Here is a 17,708-nt window from a genome sequence, read left to right on the forward strand (position 1 = left end):
CAGGCTTGTGAGCGAGACCAGGCAGTGCTTTAAAAAATGCCGTTTTATCTCCGGTCTGTCTGAGAATATGAAGCTTGATTAGACGCTCAGGTTTAAGACACAGGTCTATCAGAAAAATTCCTGCAGTCACAACGGGGCTGCCAGACACACCAGAAAAACAAAGTTCGGACTGTATATAGGGAACAGCTATATCGATGTAAGAAACTGTCCTGAACCCAGGGTTCCACGATCAACGGAAAAGCGTGGAATCTATGGTATTTTCGTCAAGAATTTATCTGATACTACGCCGCCCAACTTTTGCTCAAATCTGAAGCACGGGTGCATTTTTATTATTCCTATCCGTTGACCCATGCAGATCACATCCAAGCTCCCTTCTGTGGGCACCACTATCTTTACTACCATGAGCCAATTGGCCCTGGAGTACAAAGCGATCAACCTCGGACAAGGCTTTCCAGACTTCAATCCAGATCCGGCTCTGATTGAGGCCGTACACCAAGCCATGCTCGATGGTATTAACCAATATCCCGCCATGGCTGGCTACCCTGCCCTGCGGGCAGCTATTGCCAACAAGACACTCGCTCGGTATGGCCACTGTTATAACGTGGATACGGAGATTACCGTTACCAGTGGCGCGACCGAGGCCTTGATGGCCAGTTTTCAAGCCTTTGTGCATGCAGGCGATGAAGTCATTGTCATCGAGCCCTTCTATGACTTGTATATCCCCGCCATCGAGCTAGCAGGAGGTATTCCTGTTACCGTGCCCATGACAGCGCCTAGCGAGTCTGTACCTTACTACCGCGTGGATTGGGAGCGTGTGGAAAAAGCCATCACCAACAAGACTCGCATGCTGGTGATTAACTTTCCGCACAATCCGACCTGTACCCTATTGCAGCCCCAGGACCTGGATGCGTTGGAACAGATTGTAGAAAAGCATCCTTTGATCATCTTGTCCGATGAAGTCTATGAACATCTGACCTTCGATCAGAAAGAACATTTAAGTCTGGCTACCCGTCCCCGTCTGGCGGAACGAGCAGTGATCGTTTCTTCCTTTGGCAAGACCTTCCACGCTACAGGTTGGAAAGTAGGCTATTGCTGTGCTCCAGCCATTCTCAGCACGGAAATCCGTAAGGTCCATCAATACACTGTCTTTACCGTTCCCAGCCCTTTACAGGCCGGTTTGGCCGCTTATATGCAGGATCCTGCTACCTGGGAGCGCCTACCTGCTTTCTACCAGGAAAAGCGCGATCATTTGCACCAAGGTCTGCAAAACACCCGCTTCACACCTATGCCCAGTGAAGGGACTTTTTTCCTATTGGCCAGCTATGAAAATATTTCGGAGCTGTCCGAGTTGGATTTTGCCAAGTACCTGAACCAGAACTACGGAGTAGGCGCGATTCCTGTCTCAGCCTTTTATCTGGAACCCAATTCTGCACAGGCTAACCATCGTTTACTGCGTTTTTGCTTTGCCAAGCAGCACAACACCTTAGATCAGGCTATTGAACGCTTAAAAAAGGTCTAGAGCCTCTCTTCATCTTGTTTTTCAAACCGCCGATAGGCGTTTTTTTTTGCCGCCGGGCCGCCCCAAGGCAAAAAGCTCCCCTTGGGGGGCAGCAAGCGCGAAGGCGCAGCGTGGGGTTTTTTTGTTCCCGATTTTTGTGGACAAGTACGACAGCGCTAATCTGTCCTTTCGCAGCCAGAAAAGACGGATCGCTGCACTGCAAAACATCGCAAGCGTTTTGAGACCCAAAACATGGAACACGAACCACAAAACCCGTGTTTTGCACCCCACAAAGCGTCAAAGGTGAAACAAGCAATTCAGTCTTCAAGAGTCATCCTGTTGATAACTTTGGGGGTAAACCTGATTTTTTGCCCAGTTATCACTTCTTTTCTTTTGATAAAAACAAGCACAAGCCAACGCTACAGCTTCTGCGTTTCAGTCCCCACCATCAGCAAAGAAAACGACTTCAACATTAAAATAAAGAAAAATATAGATATAAAACAAGGACTTATTACAAAACTACGTACTTTTCACTTACTGTCTATCTGTGAAAATACACAGTTCATCAAGCCCTTTCCAACAACGTAAGACGAGTGTGAGCATCAACACACGCCTTACCCACAAAATGTGGATAAGTCAAAAATTCAAACAAGATTGGCCTAGTACAAGCTCCAGGCGCAGCAATCCCTGAAACCATAGTCAATACTTGGCCAAACAAGTCTTCCAGATAGAACTCCCCTCTTTTGCTATCAGACCCTTTATTTGAGTTTTTCTCATACTGACGAAACCCCCCAGTGACTTGATAGCAAAGTCGACCTTGCTTGATGCTGAAAATGAATTTTTAACTTCTGCGGTTCAAATTCCTGCATGCAAAAGTCGCATAAGCCAGCTTCGAGCAAGATCGTGATTTTTGTTCATGGACTGCATCTTAGTCGAGAACTTTTGGCTTGCAAAGGGTTGGGGCCTGGCCTGCAAGGAGTTGAACTTATCTTATATAACAAGCACTTAAATCTTTTATTAGAATTAATGGATGGAGGCCTGTTGATAAGTCGAACAAGTGTCTTTAACAACGATAAAACAAGAACTTAGACCTTTTTTTTCCGGGGATAGATCTAACGCTTACCGGTGGATGGTTTAGGTACAACTTTTAGACTTCACAAAGAAGCACCTACTTATGCCTTATGTATCCACACCCTGTTCACAATGCCCTTCCTAGAGCTTATCCACAGAAAAGAAAATTGTAACAGCGAGCAGAAAAGTGAATTTAGCGGGTTGGATACGTAAAACCGGTGTCCGTCATGATGATTTTCTCAGGCCAACGCAAAGCGGCCAGGTGAAAGGCGGAGTCTTCGGGCTCCTGATCTTTACGGCGATCACGCCAGCGAGCCCCAACGGAAAAATCCACGCAAAATGTGTTTTTCTTCGCTCCGTGCCAGGAAAAAGGATCTATATCCTTGAATAACAAGGAGTATTTAGACATTTTCGCTGTCGGCTGAGGAAAAAGCTGGCGCCAATAATGACCAAAAATCACCGGAATATCGTCCTGATAACTGTCCCACCAAGGGGTACGGTCGGAAAAACGCCATCGGTTACCCGCAAAAAAGGGACGATTTGCCGGTCCTTCAGTCCCGGAAGTGAGCAAACGGATGGGGTTGAAGTCATTTTTGATCAAATCGTAGTCAATGTAGGCCTGCAATAACGGCACCAACGCCTCTGGATCTTCGATTTTTTCTTTCCATTCCTGTTTTGCAGCTAGATATTTATCCAGAATTCCTTCTTTTTCTGCATAATTATCTGCTTTACGCTCGCATTCGAAGAAAAAATCAAGAAAATTTTCGCTTTTAACCGATCGAATAGCATCAATTGCTGAATTATTCCAGGCGGCATGCACAATTCTGAGGTCGTTTCTTTCTAATACGATAGGTAATGAGCTTAAAAATTTTTTAATTTCATCTTTATTCTTTGGTTTTACACGCGTAAATGGCGAGTAATTTTTTAAATCTGACTGATATCGTTGGTCAAAATACCAACCTGATCCATCTTTTGCATCGTCTATCAGCAGATTGATTTCATGATTACCTAATATTCCTTTTGCTTTATTTTTATTTATCAAGAACTTAAGGTATTCAATGACTGCCGGACTGTTTGGACCTCGATCACAATAATCTCCCACGAATATCAGACTACGTTGCTCTGGATGAGAGCCATTTTCTTGGTAGCCCAAATTTTGGATCAGTTGTTGCAAGGCCTGAAGTTCTCCATGTACATCGCCGATGATGTCTAAAGAACCTGAAGGTAAGGGCTGTACAAGAAAGTTGGGCATGGGTGAAGATATCTTTATTTAATAATAACTATATATATAACTGGTAATGGATAATGGGTGTCTGTGGATAAGTCGCATAGATGAAAATTTACCTTTAATTTCAGTGACTTATTGAACATTTTTGCCTGTGTACCACCTTGATGGAGTCGGTGGACCAAAACTGGACAAATTTTGAGGTCTACAAAGATAGGTGACTTATCCCCCTTTCATCCACAGCACGTCCACAACAGGCCTTCTTGGAGCTTATCCACAGGGCTTCAAGGCTAGTCGTGGCCTTAAATATAGCTTTTTTGCCCAATCCTTGACTGATTTTCTGGCTGGATCCCCCCTTCAGGGAGCGTCTGGGTGAGCTGAGGTCGGTGTTTGTACCCGTACCCTGTTTGAGCAAGAATTAAGCCTTTATAATATCCACAAACTATTCACTTTCTTATTAACGGTTATTTTTAATAGATTCCATATTTTCATTTTTGGCTTAATCTATTTTGTTAATAAAATTGTGGATTTCTTTGTTATGCAAGCCTGTGGATAAGTTGGCCTATCACGACCGTTATTAGTTTCTCTGGCCCAAACAAACTCCTATCTTTGTGATTCAATATATTGGTTTTGTTTTTCACCCTAGTTTTTATTTTTATCTACAGGAAATAAAAAATTAGCAGTCCGATTTATTGTTTTTAATTGTTAGTTGGATTGTTTTCTTGCTATTCGTCTTTCCTTTATATAGACAGTTTTTTTGTTGATTAATATTTTTTTAAAAAAAAGAAATTAATCAATAATTTGAATCTGTTTATCCCTGTCCTCCAGCTATTTTCTTTGATTATCAGTTGATTTCTTTCTTCGCTTTGTAGATAAATAAAAGAATGGCTTGGAGCAGAGCAATAAACATTGAATGATCAGGTTTAACGGTGGAACCTATCTGCCGACCCGACCCGACCCGACCCGACCCGACCCGACCCGACCCGACCCGACCCGACCCGACCCGACCCGGCGTGCTGTGGCCATGTAGATCTGGATGTTTTCTCTGTATTGGATATAAACCCAGATTCTGTCTCGGCCTGCTTCAGCTTCTTTAGCCTGGGCATGCTTGATCGACCGTTCTCAGCCTGGATGCCGAGCGTGGCTTTTTGGCGATAGCGGGTAATTTGTTTAGTCAGCTATCTGCTTTGATAGGACAATCTGCTCACCGTGGAACTTCCAGGGCATTGGGGCGACAAAGCCTTGAGTTTGAAGCACAGATCGCCGCCACAGTGAGGCAAAACAGGGGCTTGCTTGAGTGCATAGACACTATGCTGCTGTCGCGGCGGGTGGTATCACCCACTTATCTTTAAGGGGTATGTTTTTTCCTTGGCAATAGCAAGGGTATTCTCCTGCTAGCCTGTGGCTTGTATCGCTATAAGAAATAGCGCGAAACCTCCCCTCATGTAACAATTGCCGCCAAGGCTGTTTAATCCTTAAGTATCGTCTCGCTACTCACCCCGTACTTCATGTCTCAACCGAATATCGAAGAAGCCGCTCAGGATTGGCATGGCTTGCTCCAGAAAGTGCCCCTGGCAGTCCGTGCTCATGTGCTGACTATCACTCAAGATAACCAGGACGAGCTTGCGACCCACTTTTATACGCATATGCTCAAGCATCCTGCTGCGCAGGTGTATCTGTCACATGAACAGGTGCACAAGCGTTTGCATCGTTCCTTGCGCAGTTGGTTGGTTCAGCTGTTTTCGGTAGATGAGCACAGTGATATGCAGGACCAGGTCAGGCTGCAAAATCAGGTTGGCGAGGTCCACGCACGGGTGGGGGTACCTGTTCATCTGGTGCTGCGCGGCGCACGCTTGCTCAAGGGGCGTTATGCCCGCTTTTTGTTTGAGTCCTCGACTGTCAGCTCTGAGCAAGCGTGGGAGTGCTTTCGTTACGTTCAGAGCTTTATTGACTTGGCGATGGAGCTGATGAGCCATGCCTATGCCAATTCTCGTGAGCGTAAATCCCGTGCTGAAGAGTCTTATCGCCTGTTTGCCATTGTGCAGAACGCGGCGGCCGAGCGTGGGCGACAGCGTGCCGCACTGCTGGATTGGGAAAATCTCTTTATGTTTGCGATGGCGGTCAACAATGGCGTGACGCCTGCCCCGCGAATTGGAGATTCGGACTTCGGTATTTGGTTCAAACATAAGGGCGCTCATGCGTTTCAGGGCACGGTAGAGAGCCGTGAGATCCTGGATCTGATGAACCTGATTGATACCGAGTTGATGCCCGCGTTCGAACAAGGGGACACGAAAGGACAGATTTCGCGCTTGCACGAGCTGCGTGATCGAACCCGGGCGATTGGTTTGCACCTGGATCGCTTGTTTGAGCAGCAAAACGAGCTGGAGTCTGGCAGGGACGTGTTGACCCGCCTGTTAAGCCGCAAATACCTACCTGTAGTGCTTAGCCGTGAAGTGGGCTATGCCCAGCAGCGGGGGTCGCGTTTTGCGCTGCTGGCCGTGGATATAGACTTTTTCAAACGTGTCAATGATACCTACGGACATGATGCGGGCGACCGCATCTTGCGTCAGTTTGCCGAGCTGCTCAGTAATAGTGCTCGTGCCGGTGATTATGTATTCCGTCTTGGCGGCGAGGAGTTCCTCCTGGTATTGGTCGATGTGGATGGGGATGGAGCAGTGCGTGCTGCCCGCAATTTGCGTCTTCGCATTCATGCGGAAACCTTCCGGGTTGTGGATGGGGAGAGCATGAATATCACTGCCAGTATTGGCGTGGCCCTGTACGATGGCCACCCGGATTACGAGCGTACGTTGCGCCGGGTTGACCGCGCCTTGTATCAAGCCAAAGAAGAAGGCCGCGATCGGGTTGTGTACATTTGACCGGGCACGCTTGCCCACCCTTTTATGTCGTATGGCAGCAACCTGTGCTACAAGTGCGTATTGTTCTGTTCTTGCCAGTGTTTGCCGCCTGATTTCTGACTGTGTGTGGCCTGTGAAGTGCTTGTCCCGGGCCGGATGTGGTGCGATAAACACAATTACATTGAATGGCATCAATGCTTTGGCCTCAGGTTGAAGCAGGATTTGTTTGCGAGCTGATTTTATGCATCCCCGTTTGGCTGTTCTACCCCAGTATCTCCTTCCTAAGCAGGCTCTGACCGAGTTTCTAGGCGGCTTGGCCTCTAAGCCCTTGGGCGGGCGTACGACCTGGGCTATCAAGCGCTTTATTGACCGTTACCAGGTCGATATGAGTGAGGCGGAAAACTCCGATCCAGCCAGCTACACTACGTTTAACGAGTTCTTTGGCCGCGCCTTGCGCCCGGGCGCCCGCCCTATCGCGGATACGGCACTGGTCAGCCCTGTCGATGGTGCTATTAGCCAACTGGGGCCTATTCAGGGCGCCGAGGTGTTCCAGGCGAAAGGCCATAGCTATTCAACCATCGCTTTGGTGGGTGGTGACGCCAAGGAGGCTGCTCGCTATCAGGATGGGGTGTTCGCAACCCTGTATTTGAGTCCCAGCGACTATCACCGGGTGCATATGCCTTGCGCGGGTGTTCTCAAGCGCATGATTCATGTGCCTGGTGACTTGTTCTCGGTCAATCCTACGACAGCGCGTGGTGTCCCTGGCCTGTTTGCGCGTAACGAACGTGTGGTCTGCTTTTTTGACTCCGAGCAAGGCCCTTTTGTACTGGTGCTGGTGGGGGCGACGGTGGTGGGCAGTATGGTCACGGTTTGGCACGGTGTGGTGAATGCCTCGCGTGATGGCAAGATTCACGAATGGAATTATGACGGCCAGGGTATCGCCTTGGAAAAGGGGCAAGAAATGGGTCGATTCTTGCTGGGTTCTACCGTTGTGATGCTGTTTCCTAAAGAAAGCGGATACCGCTTTGATCCTGGCTGGCAGCCGCAAGGCGTCATTCGTCAAGGTCAGGCGATGGGCTATCAGGGCTAAACCCTGTTTTCTAATGAGTAAAACCTGTGTTCAAGTGGACACAGGTTTTTTTTTGTCGTCGGGCCGCCCCAAGGCTCGGCGCCCTCGGCAAAAAACTCCTCCTGAGGGGTAGCAAGCCGAAGGCGTAGCGTGGGGGCATGGTTGACGGTTCAGCGCTTAAAAATCAATTTGTATTTAAGGTGTAGGTGGAGTAGGTATGAAAAGGTGGGGGGCGATGGTGATCAAGATTCTGGTCTTGTTATTGGTCTTGGTAGTAGCGGTCTGGGGGACGCTTGCACTGCAATTTCAGCTTTCGGCAAGCCTTGGGCGCTGGCTGGCATTGGCCGGCTGGGTCGCGGTGGCTGTACTGAGTCTGTACGCCTTGGGTAAGGGCAAGAACTGGCTCTTTGTGCCTCAGGCGCTGGGCTTTTTGGTGCTAGTGGGCTGGTGGAGCAGTATTGTGCCTAGTAATGACCGGGAATGGGCTCCTGATGTCGCCAGAATAAGCGATGGACAGGTCAATGGTTCGATTGTGACTTTGCACAATGTGCGTGACTTTACCTGGCGCAGTGAGACCGATTTTGACGAGCATTGGATAAGCCAGGACTATGATTTGCAGACACTCAAATCGGTAGATATGTTTCTTTCGTACTGGATGGGGCCAGTGATTGCCCATACCCTGGTGTCTTTCGGGTTTGAAGATGGGCGCCATGTGGTGTTTTCGGTAGAGATACGCAAGGAAAAGCATGAGGCTTTTTCTGCAATAGGCGGTTTTTTCAAAGACTTTGAGTTAAGTCTTGTCGCGGCAACAGAGCAGGATATTGTGCGTACTCGCAGTAATATTCGCGGCGAAGACGTATACATGTACAGCGTGGATTTAGCTAAACCCGCTATGCAGGCCTTGTTCTTGTCGTATGTAAAGCAAGGCCAGCAATTGCAGACTACTCCCCGTTTCTACAACACGTTGACGGCTAACTGCACCACCATTGTTTATGACATGGTCTCCAGGATCGTGGATGGCGTACCGTGGGACTGGCGTGTGCTGGCGTCGGGCTATCTGGACGAGTATGTGTATGGTTTGAATGCTTTGGCACCCGACCATAGTTTTCAGGAACTGAAGCAACTGGGTTACATCAATCCAAGAGCCTTGTCACAGCGGGAAGGGCAGGATTTCTCAGCCCTAATTCGACAGGGTTTGCCTCTCGTAAAGCCCTTTTAAGGCTGTTTTAGGTGCTTTTGTTCCACGTGAAACATATGTTTTTCTTGTTATGATCTAATAATTAGATCGTTTCAAAAACAAAGAAGTAAATAAAACCCCATCATGTAAAAAAACATATGATGGGGTTTTTTATTTCAAATCTCCGGCTTAAGGAATAAGCTTGGCTTGAAAAAAATAAATCTTACTGCGTGAGATCTTTTTCCTGGGGCGGCTTAAGGAGTTGCCCGCCACTGCACTAGTTGCTCTAGCGTCATGGTGTTGCCACCACATACAACAACCAGAATATTTTTGTAAGGGGCTAAGGCCTCGTGATCTAGATACAAGGTCGATAACGCTGCGCCGCATGCGGGTTCCACCAGAACACGATGGTCGGTCAGAAAACGTAAACAAGCGCTGACGGCCTGGGCATCACTGACCTGAATGCAGGTGGTGGGATGGGACTGGCTAACGGCATATGCCTGATCGCAAACACGAGGAGCTGCCAGCGAGGTGGCAACCCCGCTGACCTGGCTTAGTGTGATGTGCCGGCGTTGCCGCACTGATTCGCCCAGGCTGGCTGTGCCCTCGGTTTCGACAGCAATAATGGTGGTCTTGTCCCAACCCTGCTCTCGCAGACCTTGGGCGACGCCGCTTAGCAAGCCTCCTCCCCCTACCGCCAGCAAGACGGCATCGGGCTGCACGCCCATTTGGGCTACTTCAGCAATCAGGCTGGCATGGCCTTCCCAAAGCAAAGGGTCGTCAAAGGGATGGATTAAGGCATCATCTTCTTGCACCAGGGTCAGCGCATATTCATGGGCTTCCTGCCAGTTCTTGCCGACCACGTGTAGTTCGGCTTTTTCCCGTTGAATCAGGCGTCTGGCGTGTTCGCTGGTGCTTTCGGGAACGACGACAAGGGTGGGTATGGTGAGCCGGCGCCCGGCGTAAGCGACAGCAATCCCTGCATTGCCACCCGAGGAAATGATAAAGCGTTTCTTGTTTTGTTCAGCGTGATGCTGGCATAGGTGCCCAATACCGCGAATTTTGAATGATCCGCTAGGTTGCAATGCATCCATTTTCAACCAGATTTGTTTGCCTAGTGGTTCGCTCAAGGCATGTGAGTAAATAAGTGGTGTCTCAAGGTGAAGAATCATTTCTTATCGTTCCAGATTTTATAGTGATCTGTGGGGCATGATAAGTGCTCAAGGCCCTGTTCACCCCATTTTATCGGTCTGAAACATATGTGGCTGAAAATATTGAGCAGTGTCTGGTGGCGGTCAGGTCAAGCGTGCGGGAAACGATTTGGTAAGGATGTTTATAGCAAAGAGCCTGGGTTCGGTAACTGCCCTCGTTCTTTGCACCCAGTCTCTTTATTAGCGTTTAATGTGAGGCAGCTTACTATCTGTCTGATAGTCTGCACCTTCTTACAATTTAGCTTCTTCGGAACCGTAGTGTCTAAGCTAAATCAAGGGCTTATCTGATAAAATGCTAGCCAAACTGCCCGACTCAAGACCTCTTTCTACATAGGATGCAGGCCCGGTCTCAAGCGTTTAATTTTAGATGCGTGATACGCACAAAAAACCATTCCAATCACTCCGGCCATAAAGCAGGGTTGTTTTTTGCTTTGCCTGATCGGAATAAAAACAATAATAACCAGAACTTATTTCTAGAAAAGGCGCTGTTGTAGCGGCTCTTAAAGGAATAAAGATTTTGTTATGAAAACTGCTACCAGACCTGCTGATATATATATGCGTTTTTTGCAGCTCGCCGATTCGCTGCATACCCTGCCTTGCTTGCCCTGCCTGGACCCTCTTGAAGAGCGTATCTTGGTGCTGGTTGCCAAGGCGTCAAAAGATTGTTTGCGTTTGTCGGTACGCGATGTCATGGCCGTAGAGCGGCTGGGATCGCCAGCGACCATACACACCCGGCTCAAGTCCATGCGCGAGAAAGGCTGGATCGTTCTCAGTGATACGGAGGACACGCGCCGCAAACAAGTTGATTTGAGCCAAGCGGCCTTGCTGCATTTTGACCGTCTTTCTGCCTGCCTGTTAGAAGCGGCCAATGTCTGATTGCACCAATAATGCGGTGATGCATTGTGTGTAATTCCAGTATCTGTAGACAATAAGCTTTTGGCTTGAAGCTAATGCGTTGGACGCGTTCGGGTGCAGGCAATGGAATGCAAACACGCATTTATCCAACGAGTCCGCATGCCCAGCACAAAAAAGAAGGGATAAAAACAAGACGCTTGCTCCAAGATTTACCTGCCTGTAAAGAGTCTATTTTTCTATACTCAGGGTTCATATTGAATTTCCAGGCTTGGAGGCAGAATGCGCTTACCCATCTATCAGGTCGATGCCTTTACTGACACCTTGTTTGCAGGCAACCCTGCTGCCGTGGTGTTGTTGTCCGAGTTCCCTGACGATGCCTTGATGCAGTCGATTGCGGGAGAGAACAATCTGGCGGAAACCGCCTTTCTGGTACCACAAGGCCAGGACTTTGGTCTGCGCTGGTTCACCCCTACGGTAGAAGTGCCCTTGTGCGGTCACGCCACCTTGGCCAGTGCGGCAGTCGTACTGCAGCATGTGCGTCCCCAGGATAGCCAGGTGGTATTTCATACCCTGAGTGGTGCGTTGACGGTGCGTCGTGACCAGGGGGCTTATGTCATGGACTTGCCTGTGCGCCCTGTTATCCGTGTGGATGACAATCCGTTGCTGGAAAAAGCCTTGGGTACCAAGGTTGCGCAGTTGTGGCGTAATGACTTCACCCATTTGGCCGTGTTGGAGACGGAAGCGCAGGTACGAGAGCTGCAGGTGGATACGGCGGCCATGCTGGCCAGCGGTTGTGAAGGGTGTATTGTGACTGCGCCAGGCTCGGGCCAGTTTGATATCGTCAGCCGCTTTTTTGCGCCTGGTCACGGTGTTGAGGAAGACCCTGTTACGGGTTCGGCGCACTGTGCTTTGCTGCCTTACTGGGCCCCTATTCTGGGGAAAAACCATTTACTGGCGTTTCAAGCTTCTTCTCGAGGCGGGGTGCTCGATTGCTCTTTAGAGGGTGATCGCGTGTTTCTGAAGGGGCAGGCCGTCATGTATATGGAAGGCCATATCCAGGTCGGTTAAGACGGCCTAAGGCGTTATAAGCAGGCCTGGCATTGCTGTTCCCCTGTATGTAACGCCCTTTCCTTGCAGCAGTACCGTGCTATCAGCACAGCCGTTAGAAAGACAAGCCAGCGTATTTTGGTTCGGTTTTCTTTATGACGGCTTTTTATGTTTTTTTGATCTCTTATGATTCCTGTTGCGCCCTTCTCCTCGATACTTTTGCTGATTCTTACGCTTGGCCCGATCGCACTGTTTTTTCTGTTGGTCTGGGCGGTTTCGCTTTTAGTGCAGCCACGACGCCGGGCAAACTTTAAGAAAAACCCCTGGCCGCGAATCCTGTTTTTGCTCCCCTTATTGGTATTGGCGGCTTACTACAGCGTTTTTCAATGGGAGAGCTATCGGTTTGAAAAAAAGCAGCAACAGGAGCTGGCTAGCCGGCAACATGTTTTAAAAGAGCCGGGCCGCTTTGCCGGGGTGGATATGCCAAGCGGAACAGAGCTGGAATTGAGTGTGTGGGGCGACCCAGACAGCGTGTCCTGGGCCCGTTTTCCAGAGGCTGTGAAGATAGGCAACGCTCTTGTATTGTCATTTGAGCGCCCCCGGCCCGATCTGCCAAACTCCAGTTGGAAACTGCATCTGGCAGGCGATGCAACGCTGGAGGGTTGGCAGTGTGATGGCAATCAAGTGCTTGAAATGGAACAAGATCCTATGGAAATGAACGGCTTTCGTTTTGTCAGCTGTTTTTTGGCCAAAGGCAATCAAATTACAGGCTGGAGTCCTTATGCGGCGGCCGCCAATATGAGTACGGCTCCAGACTTCGTTCTGGAGCTACCTGCGGGTACTTTGGTGCAGTCCAGACCCGCTGGGACCTTGTATACGAATGGAGAGCGGGATCAGGATCGCTGGATGGTGCGCGTTGAGGCAGAGGGCTTGCAGGTCCGTGCCTGGAACTTGCCGTTGGAGCGCGCTTATTTCTCGGTCGATAAGAATAAAGACCTGCTTTATCTCTCCCAAGCGCGATTGGCCCAGGAAATTCAATTCGGTGGATTTCCCTATTTGGCCGGTACGCGTGTGTCTACACCCAACTATCGTTTTTACCCGCAGTGGCCCCTTTTATTGAAAATGGTATTGCCGGCGGGTGAGGGTTCGGATCACAGTAAAGAACAATTCCACGAACTGCTCAGCGGCCAAATTTTGGACGATTTTCACTAGTTAACGGCCTGATTTTGGCTTTTTTTACCTGTAATCTGCATTTTTTTTGTAGTGAGTGTAATTAAATAAGGCGAATTTGTTTTGATTAGCTCAATTTGAGTTAATGTAAGCATTTGAAGCGTTTGTATAAAATAAAAACGTAACGTTTTCAAACGTCGACAGCTAGACAGCTAAAAAGTTGGTGGCTACTGGTTTCCTTTCCTGAGGTTTTGGGCTCGAGCGGCAGGGACTTGCCGCCACGCTGAAACCACCCTATTGCTGGCGTAACTGAACAAGGTTAGATGCCGCTATGACGACATATCAAGGGGAGCTGCTGGAGCATACGCAGGCTCACGCACAAGCTGCTTATTGGTTTACTCGCTTGAACTCCGGCGAGGCGACTGCAGCCGAATTACGAGAGTTTGAGGATTGGCGTCGTGACAATCCAGAAAATGAACGTTCATATCGATACATTTGCTATTTTTGTGACGCCAGCCTGGATGCGCCCGAGCATGAAATCCGCCGTTTATTGGCCAGTTCGGGTGAGAAGGCGGCGTTGCTCAAGCCTTATCACCGAGGTCTGCTGGCCGGTTTGTTTGTTTTGGCCTTGGCGCTGACGGTGTTTTTCTTTTGGCCGGAGCGGGTACTACGACAAGAGCATCTGATTTCGGGGGCACAAACGCTGGAGCAGCGGTTTGTGGATGGCGCGGTGGTGCAATTGGGCCCCGACTCCGCTCTCGAAATCCGCGAGTACGAGGACAGGCTGAATCTGCAACTGTTACGCGGTCAGGTCACTTTGCTGCTGGCTGACCCCACACCAAAGAGCGTGACGGTCTTTTCCAGCTTTGCGCAGGCGCGCAGCAACAAGGGGCAGTTTTCGGCCTTTTTGAACAGCGATCAAATGACGTTTGCGGTGGATACAGGTTCGATCGAAGTCTCCAGTGGAACATGGTGGCGCCGACAGATTCGGGTCTTGATTCCGGGTCAGTATCTTGATGTTGACCGGTGGTCTGGCATGAAACGGGTTCAACCCGCTCCTGTATCTCCCAATGAGGCCGACTAAAAGTCGGCCTCTTACATTCCAGCGCGTTTAGAACGTCCAGTTCAGGAACAATTTACCGTTTATATCGGCCCGGCTATCCCCAAGTAAACGGGTATTGGCCGACAGCCCTAAACGCAGGCGCTCGGATTGTTGCAAGCTGATGCTGGTTCCCAGCGATAAAGCATGACGATCCACTCGCGCATAACGCCCTTCAAAACCCACAGACTGGGCACTGGCAAAGGCCGCTTCCTGAGTCTGATGACGGCTTAGCAAAGCCTGCTCCCAAGCGATGGAGAAGGCTGTTTGCAATTGGCGATCCTGGCTTAAATTCCAGTTTTGACGCAGGGCCAGGCCAAGCGAAGCCTGTAAGGCATGTTGACGGCTGGAATCCAAACGCAGGCGGCTGGCGGCATCGCCACTTTCTTCCAGCCCTGGGCGACGGTAATGGAGATAATCCAGAGCCAGAACCGGGCCGATGCTGCCGTTTTCACCTAGCGCCCAGTTGTAGCCAGTCTGTACCCCCAGTGAGAAGGTATGGCCTGTCCAATCTGAAGCAGGACGCGCCTGATAGCCCGCAAAGCTGATAGTGCGGTTCATCTTGCCTTGTTCAATACCCACACGTAGCTGAGCCAGACCGTTCCAGCCTTCCTGGCTGTAGGCACGATAGCGGGCATGGACACCCAGGCCCAAGCCAGTCAGCTTGCTTTTGGCCTGGAAGGGGGCGTCTACATTGACGCGTTGTTCGTTGGCATTGCCGTGTACGCCCAGACTCCAGTCACTGCCCTGAGCGCGATGTTCTGCCCCCAGCATCACCCCATAGGTTTGGCTGCGGTGGTCAACATCGTTGCTGCCCAACTGCCAGTGGTAGCGGCCACCATAGGTTTGGATGAAGCTTTGCCAGCCGCTCTTATCGATACCGTCGGTTTGACGCAGTTGTTCGGACACCAACTGTTCGCGGCGCAAGGAAGCGGCGGTTTGGGCGGCGTAGGCACCTGTACTTAGCTGATCCAGGGCTAGACCAATATCGCTGCCATCTGCACGCGAGAAGTCCATGGCTTGATACACGGCTGCCAGGGACTGATTACCCGAGGAAGCCTGTGCCAGGCTGGTACCGACAGCGGCGGCATTGGGCGATGCAGCGTATTGGGCATACGCATTCTGATGACGGCTGACAGTCCAGCCATCACCGGTACTTTCCACATTCAGGGTGGGGGATGCCAACGTGGCGCTGAGCACCGCAAACTGCCCTTGTGTCTGGCTGGCAGTGAACACCTTGTCCTGATTCAAGGTCCAGCCGTTTTGATACCAGTCTGGCTGCAGGTCCACGTTCAACTCGCCATCGAGCTGAGCCAGGCCCTGCACATCAATATGATCATTCTGGGTGGTCGAGGCTTCCACCAGAATCCGGCCATTGGCGCCTTGGACAAAATTGCCCTTGATCGTCATGTTCCCGTAGGAGTTTCCGGGGCTGAGTGTGCCGTTATTGGTGAAGTTGTATTCAGGGTTGAGGGTGAATTCGCTATTGCCATACAGGGTCGCGCCCTGATCCACGCGCAAGCCGTACAGCTCATGCTGGCCATTCAAGGACGTTGCGCCCCCGGCAATGACGACCGCCAGACTGTTCAGGCCCTTGATATTGCCGTCATAACGCATCTGGAAGCTGGAGTCGGCAGCGCTGGTCGCGCGCCCATTCTCATCGGCTTTTTGACCAAAGCTGATGCGGGTCAGCAGCGGTTGCTGGTCGGAGTCGCGGCGCTTGTAATCCGAGGTAATGTCACCTGTGATTTGTGCACCCTGCAAAATATTGATGTTCTGTACCCAGGCATTGTTCGCGATATGGATGGCCGCCTTCTGACCCGATAAGGTGCCGGACAAATCGTAATTACTGATCAAGGCACCTTGCAATATCTCCGGTACAGCGCGTAGCTGACCTTTAGCCATGAGCATCCAGGAGCCGTGATATTCATCGTCGCTGCCCATGGCGTTCTGGCCAAAATCGAATAAGGCTCCGACGCCATCCTGGCCATCTGCCCGGACCTCTCCTTGCTGGACAATATGGTGATGGCGGCCATAGCTGAACTGCAGGCCACGACCATACCAGCCCTGGGCATGAATACGCGTCGCCTCGGGAATGATGAGCGTGTTTTCGCTACCATCCACACGTACACCGACCCCGCCTGGCCCGGCTGTCAGTAGATCCGCCGCTTGGGTAATGGTATTGCGTTCGCCATAAATGTGCAGACCCAAGCCTTGTGTGGCCATGTTGTACTGACCGGGCAAGTAGGCTGTGCCGTCTTCATTGCGCGCAAAGTAGCCATTGGTATTGTTCAAGGTGACGTCGTCGCCATAGACCGAATAGCCAAAGAAGTTGCGGCGATCAATGCTCAGCCCGATGTCTTGCAAGGCGGCAATTTCAGCTTCCATCAGATTCACGTAGTTGCGATAGGTCTGATGGCTCATCAGGCTGTTGCGCAGCTCGGTGTGGCTCATGTAGTTGCGGTCCACTCCATACTGTGGCTGGTCGTGGAAGTTCAGGATACTGACGGGAATGCCCGGCATGGCGCCATTCAGGACTTCCTGTACGTGATCGCCGGTGAAGTAGCCCTTGTCCTGGCGCAGATCAAAAGCGTCTGGGTCATACGGATTGGTGCAAACCGAACACAGGATTTTCTGCCCAGGGCTGGGGGCTCGACCCTGATCATCGCGCAAACCCAAGGCCCAGGGGCTGAGGTCATTTTGGAAGAAGGGGTCGGGTGGATCGAAACTGTCTGCAGGCAGGTTGTCCGTGACCGTGTTGCTGATGCCCAAGGCATGGGCCAGCTCGTGGAAAATCACTGCGTTGTAGTCAGCCTTGCCAGTTAAGGGCAGTTGGCTTGGGTTGACCGGAGCCGTATCCAGATCAAGCTTGCCGACGCTGATAACGGCATCGGGGTTATTCGGATCGCCCTGGAATATTCCCTGCAAGCGCGCTTGCAAGGCCGAGATGGTGAAGTTGGGATGGTCAGGGTTGTAGAGTGAAGCACCGTAGGCATTGGCGTTCTGGTCATTCATGGTGCCCAGATTGATCACAGCCGGTGTGTACCCTACGGGCAAATTAATGATTTCGGCCCAGCGCTCCAGCGCGGCACGAATTTTCAGTCGACCATTCTCGTCAATATTCCAGGGGGAAACGCGTGGATCGGATTGATCCGACGTATCGTAGCCCCCATCATCAGGTCCATAGATCCGCAATTCAAAGGCCTGCTGGCCTTGTTTGTTCAAAATGGATTCTGTCTGGTAAGCATGGGCGCTGCTGGCCCAGCTCAAGGCCAGCAGGGTGTGGCCTAGTAGCGCTTTGATTTTGAAGTCCATGTGATTCAGATAATGTGAAGACAATGGTTAGGGGGCATTTTTTGTATAAAAGTAAATAAAAGTGTCTTTTCTTGCTACTTATTTCTGAGCTGTGCCGAACATCTGAGTAAAAGGCG

The 17,708-nt window shown here is 50.5% G+C and carries 11 protein-coding genes; 8 read left to right on the forward strand and 3 right to left on the reverse strand.

The features are described from left to right. The first annotated feature begins 349 nt into the window (after nucleotides 1-349). Nucleotides 350-1,519 carry a methionine aminotransferase gene (locus tag OKX01_RS18725; protein ID WP_230019554.1) on the forward strand — a complete coding sequence of 390 codons (1,170 nt, stop codon included), beginning with the start codon at nucleotides 350-352 and terminating at the stop codon, nucleotides 1,517-1,519. A gap of 1,243 nt (nucleotides 1,520-2,762) precedes the next feature. Here OKX01_RS18725 and OKX01_RS18730 read toward each other — a convergent pair. Then, nucleotides 2,763-3,821, reverse strand: a complete 1,059-nt coding sequence (locus OKX01_RS18730; protein ID WP_230019553.1) for a metallophosphoesterase — start codon at nucleotides 3,819-3,821, stop codon at nucleotides 2,763-2,765. 1,481 nt (nucleotides 3,822-5,302) lie between these two features. On the opposite strand from OKX01_RS18730, the gene OKX01_RS18735 reads away from it, so the two are divergent. The 3 genes from OKX01_RS18735 (at nucleotide 5,303) to OKX01_RS18745 (ending at nucleotide 8,937) form a co-directional block, all read left to right on the forward strand. Then, a complete protein-coding gene (locus OKX01_RS18735) occupies nucleotides 5,303-6,670 on the forward strand; it encodes a diguanylate cyclase (protein WP_094198199.1) in 1,368 nt (455 codons plus the stop codon). Nucleotides 6,671-6,890: 220 nt separating this feature from the next. Beyond that, entirely contained in the window at nucleotides 6,891-7,739 is an 849-nt protein-coding gene (gene asd, locus OKX01_RS18740; RefSeq protein WP_125277259.1) for an archaetidylserine decarboxylase, read from the forward strand. 196 nt (nucleotides 7,740-7,935) lie between these two features. Then, nucleotides 7,936-8,937 carry a DUF4105 domain-containing protein gene (locus OKX01_RS18745; RefSeq protein ID WP_234354363.1) on the forward strand — a complete coding sequence of 334 codons (1,002 nt, stop codon included), beginning with the start codon at nucleotides 7,936-7,938 and terminating at the stop codon, nucleotides 8,935-8,937. A gap of 212 nt (nucleotides 8,938-9,149) precedes the next feature. Here OKX01_RS18745 and OKX01_RS18750 read toward each other — a convergent pair whose 3' ends face one another. After that, nucleotides 9,150-10,067, reverse strand: coding sequence for a pyridoxal-phosphate dependent enzyme (locus OKX01_RS18750; protein WP_094198201.1), 918 nt, complete (start codon nucleotides 10,065-10,067; stop codon nucleotides 9,150-9,152). Between the two features lie 561 nt (nucleotides 10,068-10,628). On the opposite strand from OKX01_RS18750, the gene OKX01_RS18755 reads away from it, so the two are divergent. The 4 genes from OKX01_RS18755 (at nucleotide 10,629) to OKX01_RS18770 (ending at nucleotide 14,262) form a co-directional block, all read left to right on the forward strand. Next, a complete protein-coding gene (locus tag OKX01_RS18755) occupies nucleotides 10,629-10,982 on the forward strand; it encodes a MarR family transcriptional regulator (RefSeq protein WP_021447165.1) in 354 nt (117 codons plus the stop codon). Between the two features lie 258 nt (nucleotides 10,983-11,240). After that, nucleotides 11,241-12,029: a PhzF family phenazine biosynthesis protein gene (locus OKX01_RS18760; protein WP_094198202.1), complete on the forward strand. Its 789-nt coding sequence runs from the start codon at nucleotides 11,241-11,243 to the stop codon at nucleotides 12,027-12,029. Nucleotides 12,030-12,194: 165 nt separating this feature from the next. Further along, nucleotides 12,195-13,220 (forward strand): hypothetical protein, encoded by a 1,026-nt coding sequence (locus tag OKX01_RS18765; protein ID WP_264672240.1) that lies wholly within the window; start codon nucleotides 12,195-12,197, stop codon nucleotides 13,218-13,220. A gap of 289 nt (nucleotides 13,221-13,509) precedes the next feature. Then, nucleotides 13,510-14,262: a DUF4880 domain-containing protein gene (locus OKX01_RS18770; RefSeq protein WP_094198204.1), complete on the forward strand. Its 753-nt coding sequence runs from the start codon at nucleotides 13,510-13,512 to the stop codon at nucleotides 14,260-14,262. 27 nt (nucleotides 14,263-14,289) lie between these two features. Here OKX01_RS18770 and OKX01_RS18775 read toward each other — a convergent pair whose 3' ends face one another. Next, a complete protein-coding gene (locus OKX01_RS18775) occupies nucleotides 14,290-17,592 on the reverse strand; it encodes an autotransporter domain-containing protein (protein ID WP_264672241.1) in 3,303 nt (1,100 codons plus the stop codon). Between the last annotated feature and the right edge of the window lie 116 nt (nucleotides 17,593-17,708).

It is taken from the genome of Alcaligenes sp. SMD-FA, from assembly GCF_025960365.1.
Classification (GTDB): Bacteria; Pseudomonadota; Gammaproteobacteria; order Burkholderiales; family Burkholderiaceae_B; genus Alcaligenes; species Alcaligenes aquatilis.

Coding starts and splice junctions, on each gene's coding strand:
- OKX01_RS18725 (WP_230019554.1), top strand. CDS start 350: ATGCAGATCACATCCAAGCTCCCTTCTGTGGGCACCACTATCTTTACT.
- OKX01_RS18730 (WP_230019553.1), bottom strand. CDS start 3,821: ATGCCCAACTTTCTTGTACAGCCCTTACCTTCAGGTTCTTTAGACATC.
- OKX01_RS18735 (WP_094198199.1), top strand. CDS start 5,303: ATGTCTCAACCGAATATCGAAGAAGCCGCTCAGGATTGGCATGGCTTG.
- asd (WP_125277259.1), top strand. CDS start 6,891: ATGCATCCCCGTTTGGCTGTTCTACCCCAGTATCTCCTTCCTAAGCAG.
- OKX01_RS18745 (WP_234354363.1), top strand. CDS start 7,936: ATGAAAAGGTGGGGGGCGATGGTGATCAAGATTCTGGTCTTGTTATTG.
- OKX01_RS18750 (WP_094198201.1), bottom strand. CDS start 10,067: ATGATTCTTCACCTTGAGACACCACTTATTTACTCACATGCCTTGAGC.
- OKX01_RS18755 (WP_021447165.1), top strand. CDS start 10,629: ATGAAAACTGCTACCAGACCTGCTGATATATATATGCGTTTTTTGCAG.
- OKX01_RS18760 (WP_094198202.1), top strand. CDS start 11,241: ATGCGCTTACCCATCTATCAGGTCGATGCCTTTACTGACACCTTGTTT.
- OKX01_RS18765 (WP_264672240.1), top strand. CDS start 12,195: ATGATTCCTGTTGCGCCCTTCTCCTCGATACTTTTGCTGATTCTTACG.
- OKX01_RS18770 (WP_094198204.1), top strand. CDS start 13,510: ATGACGACATATCAAGGGGAGCTGCTGGAGCATACGCAGGCTCACGCA.
- OKX01_RS18775 (WP_264672241.1), bottom strand. CDS start 17,592: ATGGACTTCAAAATCAAAGCGCTACTAGGCCACACCCTGCTGGCCTTG.